Origin of the sequence: Streptomyces sp. NPDC096079, assembly GCF_040303145.1 — a bacterium.
In the GTDB taxonomy this organism is placed as follows: Bacteria; Actinomycetota; Actinomycetes; order Streptomycetales; family Streptomycetaceae; genus Streptomyces.
The window spans coordinates 122,150-134,623 of sequence record NZ_JBEOST010000006.1; the positions used below are offsets into that span (position 1 = coordinate 122,150).

Below are 12,474 nucleotides of genomic sequence, written 5' to 3' on the forward strand. Positions count from 1 at the left end.
TACTTGATCAGATCGGGCACCACCGCACAACCGTCCCGTCCCGGCTCCGTGCCGCGCGCGGGGCGGCGGCCGCTGGTGCAATGGGGGGACCGGGTACGCCACCCGGAGGCCCGCACGGCGGTGGAGGTGTCGTGGCGGAACGGGACGAGGCCCTCCTGGCCAGGGCACGGGCCCTGGAGGAGGCGATAGGCGAGATCGGCACGACGCTCGACGAGACGACCACCTGCCGCGAGCTCGCGGCCTTCCTCGCCCGCCACCTCCATGGCTCCGTGACCGTCGCCCTGCTCGACGAGCAGGGCGGCCCGGCCGGACGCGCGGCCCGGGCGGGAACGGAGGAGGCCCCGGCAGGCCGGTCGCCGGCGGGCGCGGGCCCGGACCGCGGGACCCGGGACGGCGCGGCCGCGGACAGCGCCGGAGGGGACGCCCCCCGCCTCGCCGCGCCCCTCGCCGTCCACGACGAGCCCCCCCTCGGGACCGTGACCGTCCTGCGCCCGGGAGGGCCCGACTTCTCCGCCGGCGAGACGGCGGTGCTCCGGCAGGCGGCCCGGCTCGCCGCCCGCCACCTCGGCCACGCCCGACGGCTCGCCGCGACCGAGGACACCGCCCTCCACCTCCAGCGCGCCCTCGTGGCCGAACCGGGCAGGCCGCACCCCAACCTGGAGGTCGCGGGCGGTTACCTCCCGGTGGGTCCCCGCACCCTGGTGGGCGGCGACTGGTTCGAGACCGTGCGGCTCCACTTCGGCCGCAGCCTGCTCGTCGTCGGCGACGTCATGGGCCACGGGCTCGACGCGGCCGTGGACATGAACGCCTATCGCACGGCGCTCCGCGAGGTCGCCGAGACCGACCTTCCGCCCCACCGGGTGCTGCGCCACCTCGACGCGGTGGTCGCCGAGGACGACGCCCGCAGGCCCGCCACCTGTCTGCTCGTCCGGGTCGATCCCGCCCGGAGCGCCGCCACCTTCGCCAGTGCCGGGCACCTGCCGCCCGCCGTGTTCGGCGCGGACGGCTCCGCCTCGCTCGTGGACCTCCCGGTGGGGCCGCCGCTGGGAACCGGCGTCGGGGGCTACGAGCCCACGACGCGCCCGCTCACCCCGGGCGAGACCCTGCTGCTCTTCACGGACGGCCTCGTGGAGCGGCGCGGGGAGGACATCGATGTCTCGCTCGCCCGGCTGGCCGCGCTCCGGCTCCCCGCCGACTCCGGTCCCGAGCAGGTCGTCGAGGAGGTGCTCCGCCGTCTCGACGCCCCTCACGCGGAGGACGACGTGGCCGTCCTCGCGGCCCGTATCCGTGCCCGCCCGGCCGCATGACGCCGACGCGGGCCCGTATCCGTGCCCGCCCGGCGCCGACGTGGGCCCGCATCCGCACGCGCCCGGCCGCATGACGCCGACGCGCGTCCGTCGGAGTGTCCGGAGTGACGCACGGTCACTCCCGTGCCCCGTGCAGTGGTGACGCACGGTCACACGGGCCGTCTCGACGGTCTGTTTCTCGCCACGGCGGGATTCTTCCGGCAGGACGCTTGTGCGCGGCCCCCGGGCCCGGCACGCTCCTCGTATGAACACGGCCAGGCATGCCAGTGAACGTCTGATGAGCTGGCCCTCGCTGACCCCCGGCCGCGCCCATTGCGGCGCCGAGCTCGGACTGGGCACCGGGACGCAGGAGATCGTCCACTTCCACGGCGAACACGAGGCGGACGTCCACCTCACCCGGGCCATGGTCGCGAAGCTGCGCCCGGCCCTCCTCGGATCGAGTGCCGTCCGGCTGCGGGCGGGGTCGGGCTGGGTGACGGTCCGGCTGGACATGGGCTCCGACATCGACCTGCTCGCGACGCTGGTGAGCGCCGCCCTCCAGGCCAACGGCGTGCCCGACGTGGCACCGGACGGCTGCACCCGCACCCGTCCGGTCACCGGCATCTGCTGATCCGCCGAACCCGTGGTCCCTACGCGGGGATCGGGAACAGCATGCAGGTGCTGGTCGCGTGACCGAGGAGCCGGTCCTCCGCGTCGTACAGGCCGGCCTCCGCCAGCGCCGTGCGGCGCCCCCGCGACAGCACCGTGCCGACGGCCCGGATCTTGCCCGTGTCCATCGTGATCGGGCGGAGGAAGCGGGTCGACAGGTCGAGCGAGGTGTACGCCATGCCCTGCGGGAGCGTGCTGTGGACCGCGCAGCCGGCGGCCGAGTCGAGCAGGGTCGCGTACACCCCGCCGTGCACGCTGCCGATCGGGTTGTAGTGCTCCTCGCCCGGTTCGAGCGCGAAGACCGCGCGCCCCGGTTCGACCTCGTCGAGGGAGAAGCCCAGCAGGGCGGCGATCGGCGGTCCCGGCAGCCTGCCCGACACGATCTCCCGCAGGAAGTCGATGCCCGCCATCGACGTCGAGGCGCGCGCGGTGGCCCCGGCGTCCTCCCACTCGACCGTGCGTGACCGCCCCATCACCACTCCACTCCGAAGAACAGCTGACTCTGTACACCGAAGCTAGCTTTCGCGTCAGCTGACTGTCAACGACAGAGCCAGGTGGCTACAGTGGGCGCATGAACTGGCTGGACACGGATACCGAGAACTGCCCGGTCGGCCGTGCCCTGGACATCGTGGGCGAGAAATGGAGCCTGCTCATCCTGCGGGACGCCTTCAACGGGGTGCGCCGGTACGACGAGTTCCGCCGGCACCTCGGCCTCTCGGAGGCCGTCCTCGCCGACCGCCTCCGCAAGCTCGTCGCCGCCGGCGTCCTACGGAGCGAGCCCTACCGCGAACCGGGCGCCCGCACCCGCCACGAGTACCGGCTCACCCGCAAGGGCGTCGACCTGTGGCCCGTGCTCCTCGCCCTCAAGCAGTGGGGCGACACCCACGCGGGTGAGCCGGACGGGCACGTCCTCGACATCCGGCACACCGGCTGCGACGCCCCCGTCCGCGTCGTCGTCCAGTGCGAGGGCCACGAACCGACCGTCCTCACGCCCCGCGACGTCACCGTCCGCCCCGGCCCGGCCGCCCGGCCCCGCCGGACCGGCTGAGTCCCGCCGACCCGGGTCCCGCGCACCGCACTTCGGGTCCCGGTCCGTCCCTACGGCACGTTCCAGGCCGAGATGACGGGCTGTCCGTCCTCCACGGCCAGGAAGGCGAGCGTGCCCGGATGCGGGTGGCCGAGCAGCCGGCTCGCGCTCGCGTCGAGGCCGAGCCAGCGCACGGTGAGCACGCGCGCCAGGTGGCCGTGCGCGACCACGGCGACATCACCCCCGTCCAACAGCGGCCGGATGCGGTCGAGCACCGCGTCCGTACGGGCGGCCACCTGGGCGAGCGCCTCACCGGGGTGGTCGGCGTCACCGGGAACGACACCGTCGCGCCAGAGGTCCCAGCCCGGCCTCTGCGCACGGATCTGCTCGGCGGTCAGGCCCTCGTAGCCGCCGTAGTCCCACTCCCGCAGGTCGGGATCGGTCTCGACGCCGGTCAGGCCGGCGAGCTCCGCCGTCCGCACGGCACGGCTCAGAGGGCTGCTGAACACGGCGGCCAGAGGACGCCGGGCCAGTCTCGGAGCCAGGGCGCGCGCCGAAGCCTCGCCCGCTTCGGTCAGCGCGACGTCGGTCCGGCCGGCGTGCCGGCCCGACAGGCTCCACTCGGTCTGGCCGTGTCTGATCACCATCAGCTCCCCCATGGCCGTGCAGGCTAGCGGTTCTCGTGCCACGTCGAGGCGGATTTCCCACCCGCGCTGCAGCCGTCCACGGCCGGCGCTCCGGACGAGCGGGGCTCTCGTCCGACCCACCCGTTCGGCCCCACCCCTGCGAGTCCCCGGGCCCGGCCGGGTACCTCACCAGGCATGCCCTCCACACCCGGTCCGCCGCGCGACGGTGCCCCCGCCGAACACGGCCACTGGTTCGCACGACTCCACGCGCGCGTCCTCGCCTCCTCCGTCGGCCTCGCCTGGAGCCGCGGCCGGGCCATGGAACTCATGCACCGCGCCATGGGCTTCGCGGCGCTCAGCCTGCTCACCCTCGTCCCCCTGCTCATCGTCGTGGCCGCGGCCGACCTCGCCAGCGGCCAGGGCTTCGCACGCTGGCTGGTCCAGGGCCTCGGCGTCTCCGACGTATCGGAGGAGGAGGTCGAGCAGCTCTTCGGGCAGCCGGGACAGGCTCTCCAACGCACCACGGCCTTCGGCCTCGCCGCCCTCGCCGCGTTCGGCGTCACCTTCGGTTCCGCCGTGCAGACGGGGTACGAGCGGGCCTGGGACCTCCCCACCGCCCGCTGGCACACCATGTGGCGGCACGTCGTCTGGCTCGCCGTCCTCGTCGCCGCCCTACTGCTCTTCGTCGCCTTCCCGGCACCGGAGAACGCGTCGGCGGGCGTCACCACGGTCGTCGCCCTCGGCGACCTCCTCGGCACCTTCGTCTTCTTCTGGTGGTCGCAGCGCTTCCTGCTCTGCGGCCGCATCCGCTGGCGCGCCCTCGCTCCCGGAGCCGTCCTCACCGCACTGGGGCTCCTCGGGCTGCGGATCTTCTCGCAGCTGGTCTTCTCCCCGCTGATCGCCTCGAACGCCGTGACGTACGGTCAGTTCGGCACCGTGCTCGTCCTCCAGTCCTGGCTCGTCGGCGTCGGCTTCGTCGTGTACGGAGGCGCCCTCGTCGGACGTCTGGTCCACGAACACCTCGTGCGCCGCAGGCTGCGGCACCCGGTGTGAGCCCTACTGGTCCCGGCCCCGCACCGCGAGGACCGTCACCACCGCCCCGCCCAGCGCCCACAGCGCGTACACCAGCCACGCCCCGCCCGCCGACCACGGGAACGGCTCACCGGACCCGGGAGGTCCCGCGTCCGCGAGCCGCTCCCAGGCGTGCAGCGGGGTCGCGTGGGCCAGGACGGCGGTCAGGTGACGCCGGTCCGAGAGCACCGCGGGCAGCAGCAGGAGCAGGACGAACGCCCCCACGACGGAGACCGCGCTCCGCCGCAGCAGTGCGCCGACCGCCATCCCGGCCACCGCGCACACCGGGGCGAGCGACGCCGAGGCCACGACGATCCGCAGCGCTCCGGGATGGGTGATCGGCAGCCCGACGTCACGGGCCGACAGCATCGCCTGGGTAGACCAGAAGGAGGCCCCCGCGACGACCGCGCCGAACAGCGCCTGCACCACCGTCACGACCAGCACCTTCGCCGCCATGAGCGCTCCCCGTGCCGGGACGGCGGTGAACGTCGTACGGATCAGGCCACTGCCGTACTCGCCGACCACCGTGACGGCGCCCATGGCCGCCGAGGCGAGGATCAGGACGAGCGCCCCGTTGTACGTGAAGGCGTCCCACAGCGCCATGTCGTGCGCCACGAAGTCGGCCCGGCTCGCCGCGTCGTACTGGAGGAAATAGCGGTAGTGGTCCCAGGCGGTGCCGAAGTTGAAGGCGACCACGGCGAGCGCGGCGAGCAGCAGGGACCACCCCGTCGACCGCAGCGACCACAGCTTCAGCCACTCCGACCCCACGAGGTCGCGGAAACGGGCACGGGGCTCCACCACGGGCGGCACGGGGAGGTCGAGGGTCGTCATCGGGCTTCTCCTGCCAGGTACTCGACGCTGTCGGCGGTCAGTTCCATGAAGGCCTCCTCCAGGGAGGCCGTACGGGTCGTCAGCTGGTCGAGCAGCACCCGGTGCTCCAGGGCCAGTTCACCGATGCGGGCGGCCGGGAGCCCCGTCACCGTCAGCCGGCCGGCCTCCTCTTCGACCTCGGCGCCTTCCGCGAGGAGCAGCGCCGTCAGCCCGGCCCGGTCGGGGGTGCCGACCGTGACGCTCTGCCGCCTGCCGCGCGCCGCGAACTCCGTGAGGCTCTCCGCCGCGATCAGCGCGCCCCGGCCGATGACGACCAGCTCGTCCGCCGTGTGCTCCATCTCCGTCATCAGATGGCTCGACACGAACACCGTGCGCCCCTCGGCGGCGAGCCGCCGGAACAGTCCCCGCACCCACTTCACGCCCTCCGGGTCGAGGCCGTTCAGCGGCTCGTCGAACAGGAGCACCGGCGGGTCGCCGAGCAGCGCTCCGGCGATGCCGAGCCGCTGCCGCATGCCCAGCGAGTACCCGGCGATCCGGCGCCCGGCCGCCCCCGCGAGACCCACCTCCTCCAGGACCTCGTCCACCCGGGACAGCGGGATGCGGTTGCTGCGCGCCAGCACCGCCAGATGCGCCCGTGCGGTCCGGCCGCCGTGCGCGTCACCGGCGTCGAGGAGCGCGCCCACGTGCCGCAGGCCGCGCGGCCGGTCCGTGAAGGGCCGCCCGTCGACCGTCACCGAACCGCTCGTCGGCGCGTGCAGGCCGAGGACCATGCGCAGCGTGGTGCTCTTGCCCGAGCCGTTGGGCCCGAGGAAGCCGGTGACCCGGCCGGGCCGGACGGTGAAGGTGAGCGCGTCGACCGCGGTGGCGGCGCCGTAGCGCTTGGTGAGTTCCCTGACTTCGATCATGTGCACCACCGTGCCGTCAGGCCCCCGCGCCGGGCATCGGACCAGCACGGACAATCGGCGGGGTCCCTGTCGCCCCGGGTCGTACACCCGTGGTCCGATGCCCCGTGCCACGGCCCCCGATTACGATCACCGCATGTCCGCCACCCCGTCAGCAGCGTTCCACAAGAGGGTCACGCCCGGTGGTTGGGCCGCCGTCGCCTGGGGCCTGGGCATCGTCTTCACCGCCCTCCTCCGGATGCGGGTGCCCGGCCAGGAGGGACCGGAGGTCTTGCCCGGATTCGTCATCCTGCGCTGGGACGGCCTCCTCATGCTGAGCGTCGGTACGCTCCTCACGCTGCGCGGGAGCGCTCTTCTGGCCCGGCGTCCGACCAGCGCCCTCAACCACCTCCTCGTCGCCCCGGTCATCGCCTCGACTCCCCTCGGCGTCACCGCCATCCCCTTCGCCCAGTACCTCGCGGTCGACGTCGCGCTCTACGCCATCGCCGCCTCCCGCCCCGGCCGGGAAGCCCGGCGTGCGCTCCTTCTCGCCGAGGGCCTGCTCGTCGCCTACCTGGCCGTCCGCGCGCTCTGCGGCTGGCCCGCGGGCACCACCGGCACCCTGGCGGTCGCCCTGGCCGCCCTCGTGGCCTGGCTGCTCGGCCGCTCGGAGGGCCAGGCCCGGGAGTACGCGGAGCGCAGTCGCGCCCAGGCCGCCGAGCAGGCCGTCACCACCGAACGCCTCCGGATCGCCCGGGAGATGCACGACACGGTCGCCCACAGCATCGGGATCGTCGCCCTCCAGGCCGGCGCCGCCCGCCGGGTCATCGACACCCAGCCCGAAGGGGCCCGGCAGGCCCTCGGCGAGATCGAGACCGCGAGCCGCGAGACCCTCGCCGGTCTGCGCCGGATGCTCGGCGCCCTGCGCACGCCGGGCACGGACGCGCAGGAGCGGCCCGAGCCGGGCCCCGCCGCCTCCGGGAGCACTGAGACCTCCGCCGAGGTCCGGGGTCTCCCCGAGATGCCGGGCCTGGGCGCCCTCGACCGGCTCGCCGAACTGACGGGAAACGCCGGCGTGCGCGTCGCCGTCCGCGTCGCCGGCGCCCCGCGCCCGCTGCCGCCGGACATCGACCTCTCCGCCTTCCGGATCGTCCAGGAGGCCGTCACCAACGTCGTACGGCACTCGGGCGCCGGCTCCTGCACGGTCACCGTCGACCACCGCGGGCCCGACTCCCTCGCCGTCACCGTCGAGGACGGCGGCCCCGTCCCCGGCCACGCGCGCGTGAACCCCGGCCCCGGCTCCGGATACGGCCTGACCGGGATGCGGGAACGCGTCGCCGTGCTGCACGGAGAGTTCACCGCGGGACCCCGCCCCGGCGGCGGCTTCCGCGTCACCGCCCGCCTTCCCCTGCCCACAGGAGACACCACGCCATGAGCGAGACCACCGTCGAGCGGCCGGTCCGCGTCGTCCTCGCCGACGACCAGCCCCTGGTGCGCACGGCGCTCCGAATGGTCATCACCGACACGCGGGACCTCGTCGTGGCCGGCGAGGCCGCGAACGGCGCCGAGGCCGTCCGGCTCGTCGAGGAGACCGAAGCCGACGTGGTCGTCATGGACCTGCGGATGCCCGGTACGGACGGCATCGAGGCCACCCGGATCATCACCGAGGGCCCCACGGGCGCGCGTGTCGTCGTCCTCACCACCTTCGACGACGACGACCACGTGTACGCGGCGCTCCACGCGGGCGCGTCCGGGTTCCTCGTCAAGGACATGGCCCTGGACGACATCCTCGCCGCCGTCCGTGTCGTCGCCTCCGGCGACGCCCTCATCGCGCCCAGCGTCACCCGGCGCCTCATCAAGGAGTTCACCGACCGCCCCAGGACCGCGCCCGCCGCCCCGCGCCGCCGCGTCGAGGGCATCACCGTCCGCGAGCGCGAGGTCCTCACCCTCGTCGGGCGAGGGCTGTCCAACGCCGAGATCGCCGGCGAACTGCACATCAGCATCGCCACCGCGAAGACCTATGTGACCCGGCTGCTCTCCAAGCTGGACGCCCGCGACCGCGTGCAGCTCGTGATCATCGCGTACGAGACGGGCCTGGCCTCGGCTTCCTGACGGCTCCGGCGGCCCCGGTGCGGCCGTGGTCACGGCCACCGCCCCGCTCGGGCGGGCTCACACGATCCGGTGATCCACTCGCGAGCCGCCGGCCGGGCCGCCCCGGACCGCTTGGATGGAAGGGACCCATCCGGTCCGTCGAGAGAGAGCCGCCCATGGCGAACACCTGGCTGCCGCCCGCCGAGTACGTCGACACCCTGCCGAGAGCGACGGCGTACGCCTGTCTCTACTTCACCGACACCACAGGCCGCCCCTTCCAGCTCCGGGCCAGCTACACGCCCGAGCTGTGGCAGTGGCCGGGCGGCAACATGGACCCGGGGGAGACCCCCTGGGAGACCGCCGTGCGCGAGTGCAGGGAGGAGACCGGGCTCGACTTCGCCGGGGAGCCGCGCCTCCTCGCCACCCACTTCGTCACCGACCGCGGCGACGACTGGCCGGCCAACCACATCGGCTTCATCTTCGACGGCGGCGAGCTGACGGACGAGCAGATCGCCGCCGTCGTCCTCGATCCGGCGGAGCACAGCGAATACCGCCTGCGCACCCTCGACGAGTGGGAACGGGAGATGAACCCGCGCGAGTTCGCCCGCCTCGCCGAGGTCGACCGGGCACGGAGGACCGGGTCGACCGTGTACGTGGAGAGCGGGACCTGAGAGGCGAGGGGGAGGGGGCCGTCGGTCCTGACGGGCCCCCTCCCGGGCGGGTCAGGCCCGGCAGCCCACGGGGTGGGCGATGTCGACGACGAACCGCTCCGGCGCGTGCAGCCGGAAGGTCTTGACCTGGGGCTTGGTGTCGAAGGCGGCTCCGATGGTCACCACGCCCTCGAAGTCGCCGGTCAGGGCGACCCCCTTGAGCGCGGGCAGGTGGATCTTCACCAGCCGGGGGCCGTGGTAGACGGACCGGCCGGCGTCGTCGTGCGCGGCGGCGGGGGACAGCCTGATCTCCAGGAAGTACCTCCCCGCCAGCGGGACCCGCTCTCCGGATCCGTCGTAGTGGAGCGAGCGGACCTGATGGACGGTGACCGGGGGCAGCTTGCCCCGGACGTCGATCACGAGCCGGTCGAAGGTGGCGTGGCCGCCCCAGCGGGCGTTGACGACCAGGGCCGTGGCCGGGGGCGACGCGGTCAGGGTCGGGGCGTTGGCCGCGCCCGCCGGGACCGTGGCGCCGATGCCGGCGGTGAGCAGGATTCCCGCGGCGACGGCTGCGAGGCTGTGGCGGTGATGCATGACGTCCTCCCATGGTGCTTTCCGAGGACAGAGGCGTCACTGATGGAGACATACAGAACAACCATACGGTTCCTGGTTGTACATGCAGATATGGGATTTATCGGGTAAAAGTTCGCCATGTGCTGGAGTGCGACCGCCGACTTCTGGGCCGGGCTCGGGATCGGCGCGGTCGGCGTGGCCTCGCTGGCCTCCGTACGCCGTCCCGGGGACGCGCCGCTCGCCGCGCTGCCCCTGCTCCTCGGGGCCCACCAGATCGTGGAGGCCGCCGTCTGGGACGCCGGCGGCGGCGCCGGGTCCGCCACCCTCGCCTGGGCGGTGATCGCCCTCCCCCTGCTGCCCGTGTGGGTGCCGCTCGGCGTCCTGACCGCCGCCCGCCCCGCCGACCGGCGGCGCTCCCTCCCGCCGCTCGTCGTCGGCCTCGCGACCGCCGTCGTCCTCGCGCACCGCCTCGCCACCCGGCCCGTCTCGGCCGAGATCCGCGGGCACACCCTCGGATACGCCGTCGACCCGCCGCACGCGCCACTGGTCATGGCCGGGTACCTGCTCGCCACCGTCGGTGCCCTGCTCCTCGCCCGCGACCGGCTCCTGCGGGTCCTCGGGCTCCTCACGGGCATCGGCGCGGCCGTCTGCGCCGTCCTGTGGCGCACGGCGTTCGTCTCCACCTGGTGCGCCCTCGCGGCGGCGGCCTCGCTGCTGCTGTTCGCCTGGATCAGAGGACGGGCACGAGCGAGCGCGACGGCCGATCCGGGCCCGGCCGACCGTAACCCCACGGCGACTCAGTAGTTGACCCGGTCATGAAGAAGCGCAGCATGCTCGCCATCGCCTCCCTCGCCGCCGGTGTCGTCACCGCCATCGTCACCCCGCCGCCGCAGGCCAGCGCCACCGAGAGCCCCCTGGCCGGCACCACGGGCCTCCTCCAGGACGACCAGGCCCCGACCGTCCTCCACGACACCGTCCAGGGCGCCGGGAACGCCCTCCAGAACCAGCCGGGCGGCGGACTGCTCTGACCTCCGTCCCCCGCGGCGACCGGTGCCCCGCACTCCCGGCGGAACCCGGGGCACCGGCACACCGTGCCCCGGGAGGAGGCGGCCCGTGCGCGCGCCGTGCGTGACTAATGACAGGATGTCCTCATGAGCGACAACGTTTACTTCGACATCACCATCAACGACCAGCCCGCGGGCCGCATCACCTTCAAGCTCTTCGACGAGGTCGTCCCGAAGACGGCGCAGAACTTCCGCGAGCTCGCGACCGGCGTGCACGGCTTCGGCTACGCCGGCTCCCCGTTCCACCGCGTCATCCCGCAGTTCATGCTCCAGGGCGGTGACTTCACCCGGGGCAACGGCACCGGCGGCAAGAGCATCTTCGGCGAGAAGTTCGCGGACGAGAACTTCGACCTGAAGCACGACCGCCCGTTCCTGCTCTCGATGGCGAACGCCGGCAAGAACACCAACGGCTCGCAGTTCTTCATCACCACGATCGTCACCGACTGGCTCGACGGCAAGCACGTCGTCTTCGGCGAGGTCGTCGAGGGCCAGGACCTGGTCAAGAAGATCGAGTCCCTCGGCTCCGCGTCCGGTGCCACCAAGGCCACCATCAAGGTCGCCGAGTCCGGCATCGTGAAGTCCGAGGCCTGATCGCCTTCGTGACATCCGGGTGAGGGCCCGGCGCCCTCGACTCACCCACCCGGCGGGGCGGGGAACGCGGTCCATCGGGGCCGGCTCCCCGCCTCCGCCGTGTCGGCGGCCGTCTCGCGCGTCGAAGGGGCCCTCGTACGCGCCCCTGGTGCCGGCGTGTGCCGCCGGGCCTCCCTCAGGCGAACCTCACGCGAAGGCGAACGCGTTCCGACGCGCCCACGCCGAGAAGGACCGGGGCGCACGCCCGAGCACCCGCTCCACGTCGGGGCTCACCCGCCGCTCGTCCGCGAGGGGCTCGCCCATCACCGACAGCATGCCGTCGACGGCCTCCTCCGGCAGGAACCGGACCAGCGCCTCCCGCGCCTCGCCCGCGCTCTGCGGCACGAACCGCACCGCGGCGCCCACCACGTCGGCCAGGGCCAGCGCCTGCTCGCGCGGCGAGACCGCGACCGGACCGGTCAGGACGTACGTCCGCCCCGTGTGCTCCGGGTCCCGCAGCGCGGCGGCCGCGACCTCGGCGATGTCCCACGGGTCCACCACGGGCAGCGCCACATCGGCGAACGGGGCCTCCACGACGCGCGCGGAGCGCACGGGCCCGGCCCACAGGAACGCGTTGGACGCGAAGCCGCCCGGCCGCAGCACGGTCCACGCGACGCCCGACTCCCGTACGGCCGTCTCGAACGCCCGCAGGACCTCGTGCGACACCGAATCGGTCCGCGTCCCCACCAACTGCGAGGACTGGAACACGATCCGCCGCACCCCGCAGTCCACCGCCGCCGCCACGATCTCGCGCGGACGCAGCTCGGCGCCGAGCCCCGCCACCAGCAGGTACACGGCCTCGGCGCCCTCGAACAGGCCCCTCAGGCCGTCGACATCGGCCAGATCCCCCTGCCGGTGCGCCACGCCGGCGGGCAGGCCCTCGGCCGGACGGCGGCTCACCGCCGTCACCTTCTCGCCGGCCGTGGCCAGCAGCTCCACCAGCGGTCGTCCGACGTTGCCCGTCGCTCCGGTCACCACGATCACAGCTGTTCCCCTCCAGGGAAGTCCGTGGCGGAGCGTGAGCGCCCCGCCGCCCTCATGACCCCATCCTGGAAGGTGAACCGGTCATCTTCCG

The 12,474-nt window shown here is 73.9% G+C and carries 16 protein-coding genes; 10 read left to right on the top strand and 6 right to left on the bottom strand.

Annotated features, from left to right (window positions below):
- Window positions 1-131 precede the first annotated feature (131 nt).
- Entirely contained in the window at window positions 132-1,307 is a 1,176-nt protein-coding gene (locus tag ABTY59_RS14815; protein WP_352019314.1) for a PP2C family protein-serine/threonine phosphatase, read from the top strand.
- A gap of 244 nt (window positions 1,308-1,551) precedes the next feature.
- On the top strand, window positions 1,552-1,917 hold the full coding sequence (locus tag ABTY59_RS14820) for a luciferase domain-containing protein (RefSeq protein ID WP_352019315.1): 366 nt from the start codon (window positions 1,552-1,554) through the stop codon (window positions 1,915-1,917).
- A gap of 19 nt (window positions 1,918-1,936) precedes the next feature.
- Here ABTY59_RS14820 and ABTY59_RS14825 read toward each other — a convergent pair whose 3' ends face one another.
- Window positions 1,937-2,428, bottom strand: a complete 492-nt coding sequence (locus tag ABTY59_RS14825) for a PaaI family thioesterase (RefSeq protein WP_352019316.1) — start codon at window positions 2,426-2,428, stop codon at window positions 1,937-1,939.
- Window positions 2,429-2,526: 98 nt separating this feature from the next.
- Between ABTY59_RS14825 and ABTY59_RS14830 the strand changes: the two genes are divergently transcribed.
- Window positions 2,527-3,003, top strand: coding sequence for a winged helix-turn-helix transcriptional regulator (locus tag ABTY59_RS14830; protein WP_352019317.1), 477 nt, complete (start codon window positions 2,527-2,529; stop codon window positions 3,001-3,003).
- Between the two features lie 50 nt (window positions 3,004-3,053).
- Here the strand turns inward: ABTY59_RS14830 and ABTY59_RS14835 are convergent, their stop codons facing one another.
- Window positions 3,054-3,641, bottom strand: coding sequence for a histidine phosphatase family protein (locus ABTY59_RS14835; protein ID WP_352019318.1), 588 nt, complete (start codon window positions 3,639-3,641; stop codon window positions 3,054-3,056).
- Between the two features lie 162 nt (window positions 3,642-3,803).
- Here ABTY59_RS14835 and ABTY59_RS14840 point away from each other — a divergent pair, with 162 nt between their 5' ends.
- Entirely contained in the window at window positions 3,804-4,661 is an 858-nt protein-coding gene (locus tag ABTY59_RS14840) for a YhjD/YihY/BrkB family envelope integrity protein (RefSeq protein WP_352019319.1), read from the top strand.
- Window positions 4,662-4,664: 3 nt separating this feature from the next.
- On the opposite strand, the gene ABTY59_RS14845 is transcribed toward ABTY59_RS14840, so the two are convergent.
- Both ABTY59_RS14845 and ABTY59_RS14850 read right to left on the bottom strand, forming a co-directional pair.
- Window positions 4,665-5,510: an ABC transporter permease family protein gene (locus ABTY59_RS14845; RefSeq protein WP_352019320.1), complete on the bottom strand. Its 846-nt coding sequence runs from the start codon at window positions 5,508-5,510 to the stop codon at window positions 4,665-4,667.
- Window positions 5,507-6,415 carry an ABC transporter ATP-binding protein gene (locus ABTY59_RS14850; protein ID WP_352019321.1) on the bottom strand — a complete coding sequence of 303 codons (909 nt, stop codon included), beginning with the start codon at window positions 6,413-6,415 and terminating at the stop codon, window positions 5,507-5,509. Before ABTY59_RS14850 ends, ABTY59_RS14845 begins: the two co-directional genes overlap by 4 nt.
- A gap of 133 nt (window positions 6,416-6,548) precedes the next feature.
- Between ABTY59_RS14850 and ABTY59_RS14855 the strand changes: the two genes are divergently transcribed.
- The 3 genes from ABTY59_RS14855 (at window position 6,549) to ABTY59_RS14865 (ending at window position 9,153) form a co-directional block, all read left to right on the top strand.
- The gene (locus ABTY59_RS14855) at window positions 6,549-7,826 is read left to right on the top strand and encodes a sensor histidine kinase (RefSeq protein ID WP_352019322.1); all 1,278 of its coding nucleotides are present in this window, start codon (window positions 6,549-6,551) and stop codon (window positions 7,824-7,826) included.
- On the top strand, window positions 7,823-8,503 hold the full coding sequence (locus ABTY59_RS14860; protein ID WP_352019323.1) for a response regulator: 681 nt from the start codon (window positions 7,823-7,825) through the stop codon (window positions 8,501-8,503). The genes ABTY59_RS14855 and ABTY59_RS14860 overlap by 4 nt, the downstream gene beginning before the upstream one ends.
- A 155-nt stretch (window positions 8,504-8,658) precedes the next feature.
- The gene (locus ABTY59_RS14865) at window positions 8,659-9,153 is read left to right on the top strand and encodes an NUDIX domain-containing protein (protein WP_352019324.1); all 495 of its coding nucleotides are present in this window, start codon (window positions 8,659-8,661) and stop codon (window positions 9,151-9,153) included.
- Window positions 9,154-9,204: 51 nt separating this feature from the next.
- Here the strand turns inward: ABTY59_RS14865 and ABTY59_RS14870 are convergent, their stop codons facing one another.
- Window positions 9,205-9,726, bottom strand: a complete 522-nt coding sequence (locus tag ABTY59_RS14870; RefSeq protein WP_352019325.1) for an AMIN-like domain-containing (lipo)protein — start codon at window positions 9,724-9,726, stop codon at window positions 9,205-9,207.
- Between the two features lie 117 nt (window positions 9,727-9,843).
- Here ABTY59_RS14870 and ABTY59_RS14875 point away from each other — a divergent pair, with 117 nt between their 5' ends.
- The 3 genes from ABTY59_RS14875 (at window position 9,844) to ABTY59_RS14885 (ending at window position 11,360) form a co-directional block, all read left to right on the top strand.
- Window positions 9,844-10,509 carry a DUF6629 family protein gene (locus ABTY59_RS14875; RefSeq protein WP_352019326.1) on the top strand — a complete coding sequence of 222 codons (666 nt, stop codon included), beginning with the start codon at window positions 9,844-9,846 and terminating at the stop codon, window positions 10,507-10,509.
- An 11-nt stretch (window positions 10,510-10,520) separates the two neighbouring features.
- A complete protein-coding gene (locus tag ABTY59_RS14880; protein ID WP_352019327.1) occupies window positions 10,521-10,733 on the top strand; it encodes a hypothetical protein in 213 nt (70 codons plus the stop codon).
- A gap of 123 nt (window positions 10,734-10,856) precedes the next feature.
- Window positions 10,857-11,360, top strand: a complete 504-nt coding sequence (locus ABTY59_RS14885; protein WP_352019328.1) for a peptidylprolyl isomerase — start codon at window positions 10,857-10,859, stop codon at window positions 11,358-11,360.
- Window positions 11,361-11,546: 186 nt separating this feature from the next.
- On the opposite strand, the gene ABTY59_RS14890 is transcribed toward ABTY59_RS14885, so the two are convergent.
- Window positions 11,547-12,383: an SDR family oxidoreductase gene (locus ABTY59_RS14890; protein ID WP_352019329.1), complete on the bottom strand. Its 837-nt coding sequence runs from the start codon at window positions 12,381-12,383 to the stop codon at window positions 11,547-11,549.
- Window positions 12,384-12,474: the final 91 nt, after the last annotated feature.